Annotated in this window: 15 protein-coding genes and 2 pseudogenes; 9 read left to right on the top strand and 8 right to left on the bottom strand. The window is 72.6% G+C overall.

What is annotated here, in order from left to right; translation table 11 throughout:
- Positions 1–50: 50 nt before the first annotated feature.
- From OEIGOIKO_RS34170 to OEIGOIKO_RS34160, 3 genes are read right to left on the bottom strand one after another with little or no spacing between them, the layout of a single operon-like run.
- The gene (locus tag OEIGOIKO_RS34170) at positions 51–863 is read right to left on the bottom strand and encodes a 3-oxoacyl-ACP reductase (RefSeq protein ID WP_031011077.1); all 813 of its coding nucleotides are present in this window, start codon (positions 861–863) and stop codon (positions 51–53) included.
- The gene (locus OEIGOIKO_RS34165) at positions 864–2,231 is read right to left on the bottom strand and encodes an aldehyde dehydrogenase family protein (RefSeq protein WP_125057279.1); all 1,368 of its coding nucleotides are present in this window, start codon (positions 2,229–2,231) and stop codon (positions 864–866) included.
- A gap of 13 nt (positions 2,232–2,244) precedes the next feature.
- Positions 2,245–3,612 (bottom strand): glutamine synthetase family protein, encoded by a 1,368-nt coding sequence (locus OEIGOIKO_RS34160; RefSeq protein ID WP_125057278.1) that lies wholly within the window; start codon positions 3,610–3,612, stop codon positions 2,245–2,247.
- A gap of 124 nt (positions 3,613–3,736) precedes the next feature.
- Between OEIGOIKO_RS34160 and OEIGOIKO_RS34155 the strand changes: the two genes are divergently transcribed.
- The 4 genes from OEIGOIKO_RS34155 (at position 3,737) to OEIGOIKO_RS34140 (ending at position 7,517) form a co-directional block, all read left to right on the top strand.
- Positions 3,737–4,465 carry a FadR/GntR family transcriptional regulator gene (locus tag OEIGOIKO_RS34155; RefSeq protein WP_125059324.1) on the top strand — a complete coding sequence of 243 codons (729 nt, stop codon included), beginning with the start codon at positions 3,737–3,739 and terminating at the stop codon, positions 4,463–4,465.
- A 114-nt stretch (positions 4,466–4,579) separates the two neighbouring features.
- Positions 4,580–6,052 carry an ethanolamine permease gene (gene eat / locus OEIGOIKO_RS34150; RefSeq protein WP_125057277.1) on the top strand — a complete coding sequence of 491 codons (1,473 nt, stop codon included), beginning with the start codon at positions 4,580–4,582 and terminating at the stop codon, positions 6,050–6,052.
- A 48-nt stretch (positions 6,053–6,100) separates the two neighbouring features.
- The gene (locus OEIGOIKO_RS34145; protein ID WP_125057276.1) at positions 6,101–6,796 is read left to right on the top strand and encodes a gamma-glutamyl-gamma-aminobutyrate hydrolase family protein; all 696 of its coding nucleotides are present in this window, start codon (positions 6,101–6,103) and stop codon (positions 6,794–6,796) included.
- A gap of 181 nt (positions 6,797–6,977) precedes the next feature.
- Positions 6,978–7,517 (top strand): hypothetical protein, encoded by a 540-nt coding sequence (locus OEIGOIKO_RS34140; RefSeq protein WP_125057275.1) that lies wholly within the window; start codon positions 6,978–6,980, stop codon positions 7,515–7,517.
- Positions 7,518–7,526: 9 nt separating this feature from the next.
- Here OEIGOIKO_RS34140 and OEIGOIKO_RS34135 read toward each other — a convergent pair whose 3' ends face one another.
- Positions 7,527–8,474, bottom strand: a complete 948-nt coding sequence (locus OEIGOIKO_RS34135) for a LysR family transcriptional regulator (RefSeq protein WP_125057274.1) — start codon at positions 8,472–8,474, stop codon at positions 7,527–7,529.
- A gap of 71 nt (positions 8,475–8,545) precedes the next feature.
- On the opposite strand from OEIGOIKO_RS34135, the gene OEIGOIKO_RS34130 reads away from it, so the two are divergent.
- On the top strand, positions 8,546–9,850 hold the full coding sequence (locus tag OEIGOIKO_RS34130; RefSeq protein ID WP_218040024.1) for a TDT family transporter: 1,305 nt from the start codon (positions 8,546–8,548) through the stop codon (positions 9,848–9,850).
- A gap of 6 nt (positions 9,851–9,856) precedes the next feature.
- Here OEIGOIKO_RS34130 and OEIGOIKO_RS34125 read toward each other — a convergent pair whose 3' ends face one another.
- From OEIGOIKO_RS34125 to OEIGOIKO_RS34115, 3 genes are all read right to left on the bottom strand, one after another.
- Entirely contained in the window at positions 9,857–10,624 is a 768-nt protein-coding gene (locus tag OEIGOIKO_RS34125; protein ID WP_125057273.1) for a helical backbone metal receptor, read from the bottom strand.
- Positions 10,625–10,727: 103 nt separating this feature from the next.
- Positions 10,728–13,325, bottom strand: a complete 2,598-nt coding sequence (locus tag OEIGOIKO_RS34120; RefSeq protein WP_125057272.1) for an ABC transporter permease/substrate binding protein — start codon at positions 13,323–13,325, stop codon at positions 10,728–10,730.
- Positions 13,318–14,655 carry a quaternary amine ABC transporter ATP-binding protein gene (locus tag OEIGOIKO_RS34115; RefSeq protein ID WP_246177717.1) on the bottom strand — a complete coding sequence of 446 codons (1,338 nt, stop codon included), beginning with the start codon at positions 14,653–14,655 and terminating at the stop codon, positions 13,318–13,320. Before OEIGOIKO_RS34115 ends, OEIGOIKO_RS34120 begins: the two co-directional genes overlap by 8 nt.
- A 256-nt stretch (positions 14,656–14,911) precedes the next feature.
- Between OEIGOIKO_RS34115 and OEIGOIKO_RS34110 the strand changes: the two genes are divergently transcribed.
- Genes OEIGOIKO_RS34110 through OEIGOIKO_RS34100 form a run of 3 tightly spaced genes read left to right on the top strand, consistent with a single transcriptional unit; the run spans position 14,912 to position 17,695 of the window.
- Positions 14,912–15,826 (top strand): 5'-3' exonuclease, encoded by a 915-nt coding sequence (locus tag OEIGOIKO_RS34110; protein ID WP_125059322.1) that lies wholly within the window; start codon positions 14,912–14,914, stop codon positions 15,824–15,826.
- Between the two features lie 48 nt (positions 15,827–15,874).
- Positions 15,875–16,732, top strand: a complete 858-nt coding sequence (locus OEIGOIKO_RS34105; protein WP_125057271.1) for a siderophore-interacting protein — start codon at positions 15,875–15,877, stop codon at positions 16,730–16,732.
- A gap of 21 nt (positions 16,733–16,753) precedes the next feature.
- A complete protein-coding gene (locus tag OEIGOIKO_RS34100) occupies positions 16,754–17,695 on the top strand; it encodes an ADP-ribosylglycohydrolase family protein (RefSeq protein WP_125057270.1) in 942 nt (313 codons plus the stop codon).
- A 321-nt stretch (positions 17,696–18,016) separates the two neighbouring features.
- On the opposite strand, the pseudogene OEIGOIKO_RS34095 reads toward OEIGOIKO_RS34100, so the two are convergent.
- Positions 18,017–18,253 (bottom strand): annotated as a pseudogene (locus OEIGOIKO_RS34095) (PLP-dependent aminotransferase family protein); the annotation flags it as partial.
- Between OEIGOIKO_RS34095 and OEIGOIKO_RS34090 the strand changes: the two are divergent.
- Positions 18,221–18,490, top strand: a pseudogene (locus OEIGOIKO_RS34090) (class I SAM-dependent methyltransferase); the annotation flags it as partial. The pseudogenes OEIGOIKO_RS34095 and OEIGOIKO_RS34090 overlap by 33 nt on opposite strands.
- Positions 18,491–18,634: the final 144 nt, after the last annotated feature.

Below are 18,634 nucleotides of genomic sequence, written 5' to 3'. Positions count from 1 at the left end.
GCCGGTCCCGGTGGTGATCTTCGGACTGTATCCGCGAAGAAGGCTGCGGCCTACACGGGTGTGACGTACGCCCCTGCGATTCCGCCGTCCACCAGGAACTCCGCGGCGTTCACGAAGGACGCGTCGTCGCTGGCGAGGAAGGCGACCGCGGCGGCGATCTCCTCCGGCTCGGCGAACCGGCCGACCGGGACGTGCACCAGGCGGCGCGCGGCGCGCTCCGGGTCCTTGGCGAACAGTTCCTTCAGCAGCGGTGTGTTCACCGGCCCCGGGCACAGCGCGTTCACCCGGATGCCCTCGCGGGCGAACTGCACGCCCAGCTCGCGGGACATCGACAGCACGCCGCCCTTGGAGGCGGTGTAGCTGATCTGCGAGGTGGCGGCGCCCATGACGGCCACGAAGGACGCCGTGTTGATGATGGAGCCCTTGCCCTGCCGCTGCATGTAGGGCAGCGCGTGCTTGCAGCACAGGTAGACGGAGGTGAGGTTGACCTCCTGGACGCGCTTCCAGGCGTCCAGCCCGGTGGTGAGGATCGAGTCGTCGTCGGCGGGCGAGATGCCGGCGTTGTTGAAGGCCACGTCCACCGAGCCGTACGTGTCGTACGCGGCCTTGAACAGCGCTTCGACCTGGTCGGAGTCGGTCACGTCGACCTGGACGAAGGTGCCGCCGACCTCCTCGGCGGCGGCCTTGCCGGCCTTCTCGTCGATGTCGGCGCACACGACGTTGGCACCCTCGGAGGCCAGGCGGCGGGCGGTGGCCAGGCCGATGCCGCTGCCGGCGCCGGTGATGACGGCGGTGCGGCCGACGAGCCGGCGGCACACGGGGGTCGCGCTGCCTTCGGTGGCCGCGGCGGTCTGGTCGGTCACTTAGCTCTCCTCGGTGCTGATGAAGATGTTCTTGGTCTCGGTGAAGGCGGCGAGCGCGCCGGGGCCCAGCTCCCGGCCGAGGCCGGACTGCTTGTAGCCGCCGAACGGGGTCCAGTAGCGGACGCTGCTGTGCGAGTTGACGGAGAGGTTCCCGGCCGCGACCGCGCCGGACACCCGCAGCGCGCGGCCGACGTCGCGGGTCCAGACGGAGCCGGACAGGCCGTAGTCGGTGGCGTTGGCGAGCCGTACGGCGTCGGCCTCGTCCTCGAAGGGGATGGCGACGGCGACCGGGCCGAAGATCTCCTCGACGGCGGTCCGGTCGTCCGGCCTGCCCTCCAGGACGGTGGCCGGGTACCAGAAGCCCTTGCCCTTGGGGGCCTCGCCGCGGATGGCGGCGGGCGCGTCCTCGGAGACGTACGACCGTACGCGCTCGCGCTGGGCCGCGGAGATCAGCGGACCCATCTGCGTCGCCGGATCGGCCGGGTCGCCCGCGACGAACGCCTTCACGGCGGGCTCCAGCAGCTCCATGAAGCGGTCGTAGACCGAGCGCTGGATGAGGATGCGGCTGCGGGCGCAGCAGTCCTGGCCGGTGTTGTCCAGGAAGGAGCCGGGGGCGGCGGCCGCGGCCCGTTCGATGTCGGCGTCGGCGAAGACGATGTTGGGGCTCTTGCCGCCCAGTTCGAGGGTGAGGCGCTTGGTCTGTGCGGCGCACTTGGCGGCGACGGCGCGGCCAGTGGCGGTGGAGCCGGTGAAGACGACCTTGGCGACGCCGGGGTGCTCGACGAGGGCGTTGCCGGTGACGGCGCCCTCGCCCGGCAGGACCTGGAACAGTCCCTCGGGCAGGCCCGCCTCCAGCCCGTACTCGGCGAGCCGGAGGGCGGTCAGCGGGGTGGTCTCGGCGGGCTTGAGGAGGACGGCGTTGCCGGCGGCCAGCGCGGGGGCCGTACCCCAGGCGGCGATCGGCATCGGGAAGTTCCAGGGCGCGATGACGGCGACGACACCGAGCGGTTCCTGGACGGTGATGTTCAGCCCACCGGCGACGGGGATCTGGGTGCCGGTCAGCCGCTCCACTCCCCCGGCGGCGTAGTGCAGCAGGTCGACGACGTTGTTCGCCTCCCACCGGGCGTTGCCCAGGGGGTGGCCGGCCTCGGTCAGCTCCAGCTGGGCCAGCGACTCGCTGTTCTCCTCGACGATCCCGGCGAACCGCCGCAGGACGCGGGCCCGGTCGCCGGGCGGCAGCGCGGCCCACTTCTCCTGCGCCGCGGCGGCCCGCCGGACCGCTTCGTCCACCTCGGCGGGGGTGGTGACGGGGACGACGGCTACCGGTTCCTCGGTCGCCGGGTTGATGATGCGCAGCTCTTGCAACACGTAGCGGTCTTCCTTACATGCGCTCGAAGGAGCGGAAGCGCTCCCAGTCCGTGACGGCGGCGTCGTAGGCGTCCTGTTCGACGCGGGCCATGTGGAGGTAGTGCTCGACGACCTCGTCGCCGAACGCTTCGCGGGCGATGGGGCTGGCCTCCCACAGGGCGGCGGCCTCGCGGAGGGTGCCGGGCACGTGGTCGGCGTCGCCCGCGTAGGCGTTGCCGGTACACGCCTCGGGGAGTTCCAGCTCGTGCTCTATGCCGTAGAGGCCGGCGGCGACCATGGCGGCGACGGCGAGGTACGGGTTGACGTCGCCGCCGGGCAGGCGGTTCTCCAGGCGGTGGCCGGGGCCGTGGCCGATGACGCGCAGCGCGCAGGTGCGGTTGTCCGGGCCCCAGGCGACGGCGGTGGGGGCGAAGGAGCCGGGCCGGAAGCGCTTGTAGGAGTTGATGTTGGGGGCGTAGAAGAGCGTGAAGTCGCGCAGCGCGGCGAGCTGTCCGGCCAGGAAGTGCCGCATGACCGTCGACATGCCGTACGGGCCCGAGTCGTCGGCCATCACGGGCTGCCCGGCCTCGTCGCGCAGCGAGAGGTGGATGTGGCAGCTGTTGCCCTCGCGCTCGTCGTACTTGGCCATGAAGGTCAGCGCCATGCCCTCCTGGGCGGCGATCTCCTTGGCGCCGGTCTTGTAGACGGAGTGCTGGTCGCAGGTGGTCAGCGCCTCGTCGTAGCGGAAGGCGATCTCGTGCTGGCCGAGGTTGCACTCGCCCTTGGCGGACTCCACGGTCATCCCGGCGGCGCCCATCTCGTTGCGGATGCGGCGCAGCAGGGGTTCGATGCGGCCGGTGCCGAGGACGGAGTAGTCGGTGTTGTACTGGTTGGCGGGGGTCATCCCGCGGTAGCCGCGGTTCCAGGCGTCCTCGTAGGTGTCGCGGAAGACGATGAACTCCAGCTCGGTGCCCGCGTAGGCGCTCCAGCCACGCTCGGCGAGCCGGTCGAGCTGGCGGCGCAGGATCTGCCGCGGGGAGGCGGCGACCGGCGAGCCGTCGTGCCAGGCGAGGTCGGCGGTGAGCAGGGCGGTGCCGGGGTTCCAGGGCGTGCGGCGCAGGGTGGCGGCGTCGCCGTGCATGGCGAAGTCGCCGTAGCCGCGCTCCCAGGAGGACATCGCGTAGCCCTGCACGGTGTTGACGTCCACGTCCACGGCGAGGAGGTAGTTGCAGCCCTCGGTGCCGTGCTCCAGCACCTCGTCGAGGAAGTGGCGGGCCGCGAACCGCTTGCCGGTGAGCCTGCCCTGCATGTCGGTGAAGGCCAGGACGACAGTGTCGATCTCCCCGGCGTCGACGAGCCTTCTCAGCTCCTCGACGGAGAGCGGGGGCGTGCGGTCTGCCACGGTGGTGCCTCCTGTCGCTGCATCCGGAGGTCATAAGGTAGGCCGACGAACCATTGGTTGGGAAGGGGTTCCGGTGGACGGTGCGGACAACGGCGCGGCGGGCTGCGCGCAAGACGGTCCGGCGATGCGCCCGGCGGACCGGCTGGCGCCCGTACTGCGCCCGGTGCGGGCGGGCAACGGGTTCGAGGAGGCGCTGGAGCAGATACTCCAGGTCGTCCGGCTGGGTCTGGTGCCGGGCGGCGAACGCCTGCCCGCCGAGCGGGAGTTGGCGGAGCGGCTGCACATCAGCCGGGTGACCTTGCGCGAGGTGCTCAAGGTGCTCCAGGACGAGGGGCTGGTGGAGAGCCGGCGCGGCCGCTACGGCGGTACGTTCGTCCGGCCGCGCGGGGAGTCGGCGGGCGAGGACGAGCTGCGGCGCCGTATCGGGAAGGTGGACGTCGAGGACACCCTGCGGTTCCGCGAGGTGCTGGAGGTGGGCGCTGCCGGGCTGTGCGCCGCGCACGGCCTGGACGACGGGCAGGCACGGCGGCTGCGGGAGGCCCTGGCGGCCACCCACGACGCGCCGCTGGCGGACTACCGGCGGCGCGACACGCTGCTGCATCTGACGCTGGCCGAGCTGGCCGGTTCGCCGTCGTTGGCGGCGCAGTACGCCGCGGTGCGGGCGGGCGTGAACGAGCTGCTGGACTGCATCCCGCTGCTGGTACGCAATCTGGAGCACTCCCAGGCGCAGCACACCGCGCTGGTCGAAGCCGTACTGGAGGGTGACGCGGACGGCGCGCGGGAAGTGATGCGGGAACACTGCGCGGGCACGGCGGCGCTGCTGCGCGGGTTCTTGACGGGCCCGCCGGCGTAACCAGTCTTTTACGCAGGGGGCTTGCGCTCGGCCGCGCCGCGAGGCAAAGGTATGCGGCTGAACCATTACTGCACTTCCCCCCTCACGCACCCCTCGGCGAGGCAGGAGCGGCTCATGGCCGACAGCACGGATCCCCGTACCGCACCGCCCGCGTCCACCGCAGCCGGCGCATCCGTACCCCAGGACGCCTACCTCCAGAAGCGCACGCTGCGGCGCGGCAGCGCGGGTCCGCTCCTGCTCACCGGCCTGGGCGTCGCGTACGTCGTCTCCGGCGACTTCTCCGGCTGGAACAACGGCCTGGCCCAGGGCGGCTTCGGCGGACTGGCCGTCGCCGCGGTCCTGATGGGCCTGATGTACACCTGCCTGGTCTTCGCACTGGCCGAGCTGGCCTCGATCCTGCCCACGGCGGGCGGCGGCTACGGCTTCGCCCGCCGCGCGCTGGGCACCTGGGGCGGCTTCCTGACCGGCACGGCCATCCTCATCGAGTACGTCCTCGCGCCCGCCGCGATCTCCATCTTCATCGGCGACTACGTGGAGTCCCTCGGCCTGTTCGGGCTCACCTCCAGCTGGCCCGTGTACCTGGCCTGCTTCGTCGTCTTCATCGGCATCCACCTGTGGGGCGTGGGCGAGGCGCTGCGCTTCAGCCTGGCCGTCACCGCCGTCGCGGTCGCCGCGGTCGTCGTCTTCGCGATCGGCGCGCTGAGCGACTTCCACGTCGGCGCGCTGGACGACATCCCGGTCGACTCGGACGCGTTCGGGGCGAGTTCGTGGCTTCCGTTCGGCATTCTCGGCATCTGGGCGGCGTTCCCGTTCGGCATGTGGTTCTTCCTCGGCGTCGAGGGCGTGCCGCTGGCCGCCGAGGAGACCAGGGACCCGGCCCGTACGCTGCCGAAGGCGATGGCCGCCGCGATGGGCATCCTGCTGCTGCTCGCGCTGGTCACCTTCGTCGCCGCGACCGGCGCCCGGGGCTCCGCCGCCATCCAGTCGGCGGGCGACCCGCTGGTGCAGGCCCTTCAGCCGCACGGGGAGCCCACCGCCGTCTCCCGCATCGTCAACTACGCGGGCCTGGCGGGCCTGGTGGCGTCCTTCTTCTCCCTCATCTTCGCCGGCTCCCGGCAGCTCTTCGCGCTCTCCCGGGCCGGCTACCTGCCCCGCTTCCTGTCCCTCACCAGCCGCCGCAAGGCCCCGTACCTGGCACTGCTGGTGCCCGGCGCGCTGGGCTTCGCGCTGGCCGCCGCGACCGGCGACGGCGCCCGGATGCTCAACATCGCCGTATTCGGCGCCACCATCTCCTACGCCCTGATGTCGCTCTCGCACATCGTGCTGCGCCGCCGCGAACCGGGGCTGCCCCGCCCGTACCGCACTCCGGGCGGCACCCTCACCTCGTCCGTCGCCTTCGTCCTGGCCTGCGCCGCGCTGGTGGCGACGTTCCTCGTCGACAAGCAGGCCGCCTTCATGGCTCTCGGTGTCTACGGCGTCGCCCTGGCGTACTTCGCGTTCTACTCCCGGCACCGGCTGGTCGCGGCGGCCCCGGAGGAGGAGTTCGCGGCGCTCGCGGCGGCCGAGGCCGAACTGGAACGCGACTGACCGGCAGCCGCCGGGCAGCCCCTCACCCCCGCACCCTCCGGAGGCCCCGTGTCCACTCCCCCGCCCCTCATCGGTGTCACCACCTACGTCGCCGACGACGCCCGCTGGGGCGTCTGGGCCCTGCCCGCCGCCGTGCTCCCGGCCGGCTACCACCGGCTCGTGCAGCGCTGCGGCGGCCTCGCCGCACTGCTGCCGCCCGGCGACCCGGGCACCGCGGCCGCAGCCGTCACCCGGCTGGACGGCCTCGTGATCGCGGGCGGCCCGGACGTGGAGCCCGTACGGTACGGAGCCGACGCCGACCCGCGCACCGGCCCGCCGGCCCGCGACCGGGACGCCTGGGAGCTGGCGCTGATCGACGCCGCGCTGGAGGCACACGTGCCGCTGCTCGGCATCTGCCGGGGCCTGCAACTGCTGAACGTCGCCCTCGGCGGCACCCTCGTCCAGCACATCGACGGGCACGCGGGCCCGGCCGGCGTCTTCGGCCGCCACGAGGTCAAGCCGGAGCCCGGCACCCTGCTCGGCGGCATCCTGCCCGAGGCGGTGTCCGTACCGACGTACCACCACCAGGCCGTGGACCGGCTCGGCAGCGGCCTGCTGCCGTCCGCCCACGCGGCGGACGGCACGGTCGAGGCCCTGGAACTGCCCGGCGCCGGGCATTTCGTCCTGTCGGTGCAGTGGCATCCGGAGGCCGGGGACGACACCCGGGTGATGGACGCGCTGGTGCGGGCGGCGAAAGGCTCCTGAAAACCGTTCCCGGGAGCTGCAAATTGCGGCGGCAAACCCATCCGATTCAGCGATGCCATCTCGCACCGGAGCCCGGATACGCTCGCTGAAACGGCGCTGACCTGCGTCAACGCCGTGGGGCTCGGCCGTTTCCGGCGGAGCCCGGCTTCGTGCTGTCCTTCCGACGGAAGTGGGTTCCGCCATGACGCACCGATTCCACCGACGCCACCTGAAGTCCGCCGCCTTGGGCCTGTCCACCGCGCTGGCCCTCGGCTTCCTCGCCCAGCCCGGATCCGCCGTGGCCGCCCCCGGCCAGTGCGGGGGCAGCGAGAGCGACTACGTCCAGGCCCCGCAGGCGGGCGGCAGAGCGCAGTTCGAGCTGTCCAAGCCGTACACCCAGGACGGCACCAAGGTACGGACCGTGCAGTTCCAGGCGGGCGGCGCGCTCACGGTCGTACCGACGGACTCCGCGAGCACGGCGCAGGGCAACTGGATCTTCGAGCCGCCGAACGGGAGCAATCCCGCGAAGAAGGGGGTGGTGACCTTCGTGACGCAGGTGTCCACGTCCGACGGAGCGCGCTACCGCACCGTCTTCACCGTCCCCGTCCCGGTCTGCAACCCGCGGAACCAGCAGCGGCCCACCAATGTCTTCCAGATCAGAGGCGACCGCACGGTCACCGTCTTCGCCCCCAACGGCCGGTCCGTCACCGGCGCCGACGCGGCATACCAGGCCGACCGCTGAGCCGCGTGCTCACGGCAGGGCCCGGGTCAGCCCCAGCAGGTGGCGGGCCGGGCCCGCGGGCCGCTGTCCGGCGGGCCAGACGGCCCGCAGCTCGCGCCCGAAGCCCGTACCGAGCACGGGCACCTCGACCAGCCGCCGGGCCGCCAGCTCCTCCCCCACGGCCAGTTCGCTCAGCACCGACGGCCCGGCGCCGCTCACCGCGGCGGCCTTGACCGCCGTCGTGGAGGCCAGCTCCAGCAGCGGTGCGGCGAGCCCGCCGTGCCCGGCCAGCGCCGCGTCCAGGACCTGCCGGGTGCCGGAACCGCGTTCGCGCAGGATCAGCGGGGTCGCGGCGAGTTCGGCCGCCGTCAGCTCCGTGCGGCGCCGGGCCCAGGGGTGGGCGGGCGCGGCGACCACCACCAGGCGGTCGTGGCCGATGACCGCGCCGTCCAGCCCGGCGGGCACGTCCAGCCCTTCCACGAACCCGAGGTCCGCCTCGCCCGTGAGCAGCCGCTCGGCGACGGCGGCGGAGTTCCCGGCCAGCAGGGAGACCGCGGTGTCCGGGCGCTGCGCGCGCAGCGCGATCAGCCAGCCCGGCAGCAGGTACTCGGCGATGGTCATACTGGCGGCGACCCGCAGCCGCGAGTCCCGCCGCCCGCGCAGCGCCTGCGCGCCCGCGTCGAACGCCTCGGCGGCCTCCACCACCTGCCTGGCCCAGTCCGTGACCAGGGCACCCGCGTCCGTCAGGCGGGAGCCGCGCGGCGAGCGCTCGACCAGGGCGACCCCCAGTTGCTGCTCCATCGAGCGGAGGCGGCTGCTGGCGGCGGGCTGGCTGATGCCCCGCTCGCGGGCCGCCCGCCCGAGGCTGCCGAGCCGGGCGACGGCGAGCAGCAGCTCCAGCGCGCCGAGGTCCGGTACCCGGTGCGACAGCGGAACCACTGGGCCCGTCGCCGTGTGCCCTTCGTTTCCTGCACCCATAACCCCACCTTATGGCCTCATAGGCACGAGCTCCCTGGTGGGAGGCGGTGCGTGGACCGACCCTGGAAGACATGCCACCCCTGACGCAGCTTTCCGCCCGCCCCGGCCCCCGTCTCTCCGGCACGTCCCCGGCCCTGCGTCACCTCGGCCCCAACTGGTACGCCGCCGTCATGGGCACCGCCATCGTCGCCAACGCCGGCGCGGCCCTGCCGCTGCACGCCCCCGGACTGCGCGGCGCGTACGTCGTGGTCTGGGCCCTGTCCGCCGTCCTGCTGGCGGCCCTGCTCACCGCCCGTACCGTCCACTGGCTGCGCCACACCGACCAGGCGCGGCGCCACCTGCTCGACCCGGCGGTGGCGCCGTTCTACGGCTGCCTGGCGATGGCCCTGCTGGCGGTCGGCGGCGGGACGCTCGCCGTCGGCCCGGACGTGCTCGGCGAGCGGGCCGCCGTCGCCGCCGACGCGGTCCTGTGGTGCGCCGGTACGGCGGTCGGCCTCGCGGCGGCCGCGGCGGTGCCGTACTTGATGGTGGCCCGGCACCGCGTCGAGGCCGGCACCGCCTCCCCCGTGTGGATCCTGCCGCTGGTCGCGCCGATGGTCTCCGCGGCGCTCGGGCCGGGCCTGGTGCCGCACCTGCCGGCCGGGCAGTGGCGGGCGGCGATGCTGCTCGCCTGTTACGCGATGTTCGGGATGTCCCTGCTGGCCACCCTGCTGGTGCTGCCGCTGGTGCTGGCCCGGCTCATCCACCACGGCCCGCTGCCGCTCGCGCTGAGCCCGACGCTGTTCCTCGTCCTCGGGCCGCTCGGCCAGTCCACGACCGCGGTCAGCAACCTCGCGGACGCCGCGCCGGGCGCGGTCGGCGCCGGGTACGCACAGGCGATGAGCGGCTTCGCGCTCCTGTACGGCGTGCCGGTCATGGGCTTCGCGCTGCTGTGGCTGGCGCTGGCGACGGCCCTGGTCGTCCGGGCCTTCCGGGCCGGGATGACGTTCTCGATGACCTGGTGGGCGTTCACCTTCCCGGTCGGTACGTGCGTGACGGGCGCGGCCGGTCTGGCGCGGCACACCGGACTCACCGCCTTCACCTGGCTCGCGGTGGGACTGTTCGCCGTACTGGTGGCGGCCTGGCTGACGGCCGGGACCCGTACCGCGCTGGGGCTGGCGCGCGGTCAGCTCCTCGTGGCGCCGCCGGAGAAGCCGGGTGCGGCGGCCCTGGCGGGCGCGACCGCGATCGCGTCCCGGCTGGTGCCCTCGGCACCGGCGGGCACGGTGGCTCCGGTGGCCGCCGCGGTTCCGGCGGATTCCACGGCGCCGGTGCCCCCGGGGGCCTTGGTGACCTCTGAAGCACCGGCGGCCGCGGCGGCCCCGCGCCCCCGGTAGCGCCGCTCAGCGGGCCGCGTCCAACGCGGCCCCGAGCACCGTCGGCGCCTCGGCCAACGACGGCCCGTACCACGTCAGATGACGCCCGCTGACCAGCGCGGACGGCAGCCCCGGGAACGCCTCGGGGCCGTCGTCCGCCGTGAAGCGGTACGGCTCGTCCGGGAGCACCACCAGGTCGGCGCCGCGCGCGTGCAGCTCCTCGACCGGGACGCGCGGATACCGTTCGGCGTGGTCCGCGTAGAGGTTGCGCACGCCGAGCCGGGCGAGCAGGTCGCCCGCGAAGGTGTCCCGGCCCAGCACCATCCAGGGCCGCCGCCAGATCGGCACCACCGCGCCGCGCGCGTCAGCCACCCCGGCACGGACCCCGGCACCGGCCCCGGCCCGTACGTCCTGCCAGGCGTCCGCCGCGTCGTCCAGCCAGCCGGGTCTGGGCAGCCGGCAGCCACGCACCAGGACCCGTTCCAGTTCGCGCAGCGCCTGGTCCAGGTCCCGGATCTCGGTGACCAGGACGTCCAGTCCGGCGGCCCGCAGCGCGCCGAGGTCCGGTGCCCGGTTCTCCTCCTCGTTGGCCAGCACGAGGTCGGGCGCGAGGGCGGCGATCCGGGCCGTGTCCGGGTTCTTGGTGCCGCCGACGCGCGGCACGTCCAGCCCGGCGGGGTGACTGCACCAGTCGGTGACACCGACGAGCAGGTCGGGCGCGGTGGCGGCCACGGCCTCGGTGAGTGAGGGCACGAGGGAGACCACGCGCGGGGCGCGGTGCTGACCGGTCGTCATCACCCCACCGTACGCGGGCGTGGCCTCACCCGACGTGGAAAGGCCCCGCCCCCGGCCGTACAGCCAGGGACGGGGCCCGCGCGGTGCCGGCGGGTTCAGCGCCTCACTTCACCGGCGCCATCTTGTCGACGATGCCCGGGTGGGCGTCGATCCACTTCTCGACACCGTCGTTCTCGTGGCCCTTGCCGGCGTCCTGGATCTCCTTCTCCAGGCTGCCCAGCTCCTCGGGCGACATCTTCCAGTTCTTCAGCCAGCCGTTGAACTCCGGGAACTTCTCCGGGAAGCTCTTGTGGCCCAGCGACTTGATCTGGTTGTTGTCGCCCCAGGTGTGCTTCGGGTCGGCGAGCTTGGTCAGGTCGTACTTGCTGTACGCCCAGTGCGGCGACCAGAGCACGACCGCGATCGGCTCCTTCTTGGCGTAGGCGCGGTCCAGCTCGGCCAGCATGGAGCTGGTACCGGCCTCGGTGATCTGGAAGTCCTGGAGGCCGTACGCGGGGGCGACGGTGTCCTTCAGACGCTTCATCTCACCGGTGCCCGGCTCGATGCCGATGATCTTGCCCTTGAACTCGTCCTGGTGCTCGCGCAGGTCGTCCAGCGTCTTGACGTCCTTGACGTACGACGGCACCGCGATCTCCAGCGACGTCTTGTCGTACCAGGCGCCGATGTCGACGAGATCGTCCTTGTACTGGTCCCAGTACTGCTTCTGCGCGACCGGCAGCCAGCCGTCGAACTCGACGTCGATCTGCCCGCTGGACAGGCCGGTCCACATCGGGCCGACGTCGAGGTTACGGATGTTCGGCTTGTAGCCGCGCTTCTCCAGGACGTTCTTCCACAGGTACGTGGTGGCGATGCCCTCGTCCCACGCCGGGTAGCCGATGTTCGGCGCCGCGCCGGCGTCCTTGCCCTTGGCGAACGTGGCGTTCGCCGACGGCGCGAACTTGTCGACCAGGCCCGGGTTCTTCTTCAGCCAGCTGCGCACGCCGTCCTGCTCGTGGCCCTCGCCGGCGCTCTTGACCTCGTTCTCCAGGCTGGTGAGCTGCTTCTCGTCCAGGTGGAAGTTCTTCATCCACTTGGCGACCTCGGGCTCGTCCTGGGCGAAGCCCTTGCGGCCGAGCAGGTGCAGGCTGTCACCGGAGCCGAAGGAGCCCTTGGGGTCTTCGAGCTTGGTGAGGTCGTACTTGTCGTACGCCCAGTGCGGCGACCACAGCGTGACGGCGATCGGCTTCTTGGCCGCGTACGCCCGGTCCAGCTCGGTGAGCATGGACGCGGTGCTGGACTCGGCGACCTTGTACTCGCCCTCCAGGCCGTAGTCCTTGAGGACCTTGTCCTTGAGGATCTTCATTTCGCCGGCGCCCGGCTCGATGCCGGTGATCTTGCCGCCGAACTCGCCCGCCCTGCCCTTGAGGTCGTCGAGGGTCTTGACGTCCTTCATGTACGACGGGACCGCGATCTCCAGCGAGGTCTTGTCGTACCAGGCGCCGAGGTCTTCGAGCTTGTCCTGGTACTTCTTGTAGTACTCGGCGTGCGTGGTGGGCAGCCAGGCGTTGGTCTGCACGTCGATGTCGCCGCGGGCCTGCCCGGTGAACAGCGCGCCGGCCTCCAGTGCCTGCGCCTTCGGCTTGAAGCCGCGCTGTTCGAGGATCTCCTTCCACAGGTACGTGGTGGCCTTGCCCTCGTCCCAGTTGACGTACCCGAGGGTGATCGGGCGGCCGCCGCCGTCGGTCTTCGCGCCGTCCTTGCCGAAGACGTTCAGACCGCCCGCGACCAGCGCGAGCACGACCACGCCGACCATCGCGACGGAGGTGGCGGGCTTCCAGTACAGGAACTTCGTGCCGCCCAGCGCGGCCTGCGCCTTGGCCAGCGCGCGGCGGCCCAGCGGCGAGACCCGCTCGTTGAGGGCGCCGGTCATCCGGTCCAGGTACATGGCGAGGATGACGACGGCGAGACCGGCCTCGAAGCCGAGGGCCACGTTCACGGAGCTGACCGCGTTGTAGACCGACGAGCCCAGGCCCTCCGCGCCGACCATGCCGGCGATGACGACCATGGACAGCGCCAGCATGATGACCTGGTTGATACCGGCCATGATGGTGGGCAGCGCCAGCGGCAGCTGCACCCGGAAGAGGGTGCGGCGCGGGTGCGTACCGAACGCTTCCGCCGCCTCGACCAGTTCCCCGTCGACCTGCCGGATGCCCAGCTCGGTCATCCGGACGGCGGGCGGCATCGAGAAGATGATGGTCGCGACCATGCCGGGCATCACGCCGATGCCGAAGAAGAGGATGCCGGGGATCAGGTAGACCATCGCGGGCATCGTCTGCATCAGGTCCAGGACCGGGCGCAGCGCGCCGCCGACGACGCGGTTGCGGGCCGCCCAGATGCCGAGCGGCACCGCGACGACGATGGTGATGATGCAGGCGACCAGCACCAGCGACAGGGACTGCATGGTGGCCTGCCACTGCTCGATCGAGTCGATCAGCGCGAAGCCGGCGAAGGTGAGGACGGCGGCCGGCAGACCGCGCAGCCACCAGGCGAGCACCGCGAAGATGCCCATCAGCAGGAACGGCTGCGGGGCGGTGAGGACCGCCTCGATGCCGTTGTACATGGCCGTCAGGACGTCCGAGACGAAGTCGAAGAGCCACGCGAGGTGGCTGCGCAGCCATTCGACGCAGGTGTTGGCCCAGGAGCCGACATCGATTCTAGGCACCGGCGATCACCTTGCCCTCGGGCTTGCCGCCCGTCATGCCGTCGGGTTTGCCGTCCGGCTGGACGTCCGCCGTGCCGTCGGCGGCCGTCTGCCTGCCGCCGGCGTCGGCCTTCTTGTCCGCGGTCTCCGTGGGCGCGGCTTCGGCCTCCGCGGCCCGCGTGTCCGCGGCCTTCGTCTTCGCGGTCTTCGTCTTCACGGTCTCCGTCTTCACGGCATCCGCCTGCCCGGCGGTTCCGCCCGCCTGCCCGGCGGTTCCGCCCGGCTGCCCGCCTTCGCCCAGTACGGACAGCAGCCGCTGCACCGGCACCGCGCCGGCCAGTGCGCCCTCCGCGTCCACGACGGCGACCGGCACGGTCCCGAGGGAGCAGGGTCCGAACAGCTCCGCGACCGGCGTGTCCAGGGGGACCGTGGCGGGTGCGGCGGCGAGGAAGTCCTCGGCCGTACGGATCGTCTCGCCGTGGTCCGCGGTGCGGCCCAGTACCTCGTCGGCGTCGACCATGATGGCTCCGGCGGTGAGCACCCGGGAGCGGTCGACGTCCTGGATGAAGGACGCGACGTAGTCGTTGGCGGGCCGCAGGAGGATGTCCTCGGCGCTGCCGATCTGCACGATGCGGCCGTCGCGCATGACGGCGATCCGGTCGCCGAGGCGCATGGCCTCGTTGAGGTCGTGGGTGATGAAGACGATGGTCTTCTTCAGCGTCTTCTGGAGCTCCAGGAGCTGGTCCTGCATGTCGCGGCGGATCAGCGGGTCCAGCGCGCTGAAGGACTCGTCCATCAGCAGCAGATCGGCGTCGGTGGCCAGCGCGCGGGCCAGGCCCACCCGCTGCTGCATGCCGCCGGACAGCTCGTCGGGCCAGGACTTCTCCCAGCCTTCGAGGCCCGCGAGGTGCAGTGCCTCGGTGGCGCGCTTCTCGCGTTCGGCCCGGGGGACGCCCTGGACCTCCAGCCCGTACGCGGCGTTCTCCAGCACACTGCGGTGCGGGAAGAGCGCGAAGTGCTGGAAGACCATGGAGATCTTCTCGGAGCGGACCTTGCGCAGTTCCCTGTCGCTGAGCGAGGTCAGGTCCTGACCGTCGAACCGGACGCTTCCGGCGGTCGGCTCCAGCAGCCCGTTGAGGGTCCGCAGCAGCGTGGACTTACCGGATCCGGACAGACCCATGACGACGAAGATCTGGCCCTCGTCCACGGAGAACGACGCGTCGATCACCGCGGCGGTCGTTCCGTCGGCCCGCAGCTCCTCGCGGCTTGCACCGTCTTCGAGCCGTCGTACGGCGTCCTCGGGTCGTCTCCCGAACACTTTGTACACGTGCTCGGCTTGCAGCCTGGCCACATACACCTCTCGAATTGACTGTGTACGACCCGCCACCCCCGTCGGCAGGTCGTGGAGCGTGCACGGGTCGGGCCCGCCGTTAACCGGTGGAAATGTTGAATATCCACCGGTCCCGCTCCGGCCGCGCGCCTGCCCCCTTTGAAAAATGACAAACACATAAGTGACTCAGTTCACACACCCACCCGTCCCGCCTCCGCGGCACCACCCGGTCGCACCACCCGCGGTACGGCATCATCGGGGTGTGACTCGACGCCTGATGCTCCTCGACACCGCCTCCCTCTACTTCCGCGCCTATTTCGGCGTGCCGGAGTCGGTCCGGGCGCCGGACGGCACGCCGGTGAACGCGGTGCGCGGCCTGCTGGACTTCATCGCCCGGCTCGTCCAGGACCACCAGCCCGACGACCTGGTGGCCTGCATGGACTTCGACTGGCGCCCGCAGTGGCGGGTCGACCTCATCCCCTCGTACAAGGCGCACCGGGTCGCCGAGGAGGCGCCGTCCGGCTCCCCCGAACCGGACGCCGAGGAGATTCCGGACACCCTCTCCCCGCAGGTCCCGGTGATCGAGGAGGTGCTCGACGCGCTCGGTATCGCCCGGGTCGGCGCCGCCGGGTACGAGGCGGACGACATCATCGGCACCCTCACCGCCCACGCCACCGGGCCGGTCGACATCGTCACCGGCGACCGGGACCTGTTCCAGCTGGCCGACGACGCGCGGGGCGTCCGCATCCTGTATCCGCTCAAGGGCGTCGGCACCCTCCAGATGACCGACGAGGCCCTGCTGCGCGAGAAGTACGGCGTGGACGGCAGCGGTTACGCCGACCTGGCGCTGCTGCGCGGCGACCCCAGTGACGGCCTGCCGGGGGTGCCGGGCATCGGCGAGAAGACCGCCGCCAAGCTGCTGGCCCAGTACGGCGACCTGGCGGGGATCATGGCCGCGGCCGACGACCCGGCGTCCAAGCTCACCCCCTCGCAGCGCAAGCGGCTGACCGAGGCCCGGCCGTACGTCGAGGTCGCGCCGAAGGTCGTACGGGTGGCCGCCGACGTGCCGGTGCCGGACTTCGACGCCGCGCTGCCCGGCGAGCCGGCCGACCCCGAGCGGCTGCAGGCGCTCGCCGACCAGTGGGGACTCGGCGGTTCTTTGCAGCGGCTCCTGGCGACGCTCCGCCCCTGAACTGTTAGGTTAGGTAAACCTAACAAGACCGTGGCAGGGGAGATCGTCGTGGCAGCAGAGCGTCCGGCCCGCAAGAAGCCCAAGCTCATTCACGCAGAGGTGCTGCGCACCGAGCAGCTCACGCCGCACATGGTGCGGGTGGTGCTGGGCGGTGACGGCCTGGCGGAGTTCTCGGCGGGCGAGTACACCGACCATTACGTCAAGCTGGTCTTCCCGGTTCCCGGCGTGGCCTACCCGCAGCCGCTGGACATCGCCGAGATCCGCGCCACGTTCCCCCGTGACCAGTGGCCCAGGACCCGCACCTACACCGTGCGCAGCTGGGACCCGGACACGCGGGAACTGGCGGTCGACTTCGTGGTGCACGGCGACACCGGCCTCGCGGGGCCGTGGGCGGCGCAGGCCCGTCCGGGTGACGAGGCGCTGCTCCTCGGCCCCGGCGGCGCGTACGCCCCGGACGCCGACGCCGACTGGCACCTGCTCGCCGGTGACGAGAGCGCCCTGCCGGCCATCGCCGCCTCCCTGGCCCGGGCGCCCGAGGAGGTACCCGTCCACGCCTTCATCGAGGTCGCCGGCCCCGAGGAGGAGCAGAAGCTGGAGGCGCCGGCCGGCGCCGAGATCACCTGGCTGCACCGCGGCGCCGCGCCGGTCGGCGAGCGGCTGGTCGAGGCCGTCCGCGCGCTGGACTTCCCCGCGGGCCGGGTGCACGCTTTCGTCCACGGCGAGGCGGGCTTCGTGAAGGAGTTGCGCAAGTTGCTGCGCGTCGAGCGGGAAGTGCCGCGCGAGGACCTGTCGATCTCCGGCTACTGGCGCAAGGGCCACGACGAGGACGGCTGGCAGGCGTCCAAGCAGCAGTGGAACCAGCAGGTCGAAGCCGAGCAGGAGACCACTCCGCCGGCCGCTTCCTGACGGGCTTCCGGGGGGCCGGTGGTGGAATCCGTACAGCGGGCGGTCGGTGCCGTGGTCGGCTCGGCCGCCGGGGACGCCCTCGGCGCGCCCTTCGAGTTCGGCGCGCCGGGTGCGTACACGGACCGCTTTCCCGACGGCCGGGGAACCATGTGCGGAGGCGGTGGTCGGGATCCCGGCGAAGCCACGGACGACACGCAGATGGCGGTGCTGACCGCCGAATCGCTGCTGGAACGCGGCGGGCTCGACCTCCCCGACGTCTTCCGCAGATTCCGGCGCTGGGCGGCGGCCGAGCCGAAGGACATCGGTCTGCAGACCGAGGACGTGCTCGGCAACGGCGAGCCGTGGGACCGGACCGCCGTCCGGCACTTCCAGGTCAACCGGCGCGCCGCGGGCAACGGCTCACTGATGCGCGCCACGCCCGCCGCTGTGTACTTCGCCGCGGCGGGCCGGGCGGTGTCCATGGACGCCGCCCGGCGGCTGTCCGCGCTGACGCACGGGGACCCGGCAGCCGGGGAGGGTGTGGCACTGTTCCACGCGCTGCTGCACGCCGCCCTTCAGGACGACGACCCGCTCGACGCCCTGCCGGACGCGCTCTCCCGCCTCCACCCCGCCCACCGCGCGCGCTACGCCGCCGTCCTCGCGCCCGGCTGGCACCCGGACCAGGCCACCGAGTTCAACGGCGCGGTGTGGCCCTGCCTCGGCTCCGCCGTCTGGGCACTGCGCACCACCGGCTCGTACGAGGACGCGCTGCGTGCCGCCATCGATCTGGGCGGCGACACCGACACCGTCGCCGCGGTCACCGGCGGCCTCGCCGGCGCGGTCTACGGGGCCGACGCGATCCCGGAGCCCTGGGTCCAGAAGCTGCACGTACCGCTGCCCGGGTTCGGGGGCCGGGTTCTGCGGGTAGACGAACTGCGGACTCTGGCCGAAGAGTTGGTGTGCACCGCGGTCGGCCCGTGCTGACCGTGGCCGGACCGTACAAGCCATGGCCGGGCGGCGCGCCTTCTTATGGAACAGCGACCTCCGCCCCGTACCACCTGGCATTCCACGAGCAGGACGCCCTCCGGGGACAGTACGCATCTGCCGGACACCCACGAACCCGGCACCGCCACCCCACATCCTCGCTGCATCCCAGAAGGCAAGCACGGCGTGTCGGCCGGGCCCCCACGACGCGCCCGACACGCCGGTCCGACACCGCCCACGAGCCGACACGCCCCGCCCGGCCCCTCGCCAGCGCCGTAGCGACCTGACACGCCCTGCCGGAACCGGGGGGCAGCGCCGCGCTCACCCCAGCACACTTCCGACGACCGCCACGACCGCCACTCCCTCCGCGATCTCGGTCCCCGTGCTCGCGGCGTAGCCCAGCACCAGCCCCGGCCACCCGGGGCCCTGCCGGTGCCAGGAGAGCGGCTGCACCTTGACGCCCCGGGCGAGCGCGGCCGCTGCCAGGTCCGCGTCGGCGAAGTCCGCGACGAAGGTGACCGTCAGGTGCAGGCCCGCCGCTGCGCCCCGCACGCGTGCGGGGTCAGCGCCCAGACGGTGGTGCATCCGGCCGCCTCCAGTGCGGGGGCGCACGTCACCGCGGTCGGCATCTCCGCGGACTCGCCCGGCCAGGCCCGCGCCCGTCTCGCCGCCCGTCCGCACGCGGCGACGGTGCACTGGCAGGAGGACGACCTGACCGACCTGCCGTACGCCGACGCCTCCTTCGACCACCTCTTCGTCTGCTTCGTCCTGGAGCACCTGCCCGACCCCGCCCAGGCGCTGGCAGGCATGCGGCGCGTCCTGCGGCCGGGCGGCGGCATCACCGTCATCGAGGGGGCCACGGGTCGGCGTTCTTCCACCCGGGTCCCGGGGCCGGGCGAACGGCCCGCGGGCCCGTCCCCCGACCAGGGAACGGACCCG

It is taken from the genome of Streptomyces paromomycinus (genome assembly GCF_003865155.1).
GTDB classification, from domain to species: Bacteria; Actinomycetota; Actinomycetes; order Streptomycetales; family Streptomycetaceae; genus Streptomyces; species Streptomyces chrestomyceticus.
This window is presented reverse-complemented; position numbering and strand designations above follow the sequence as displayed.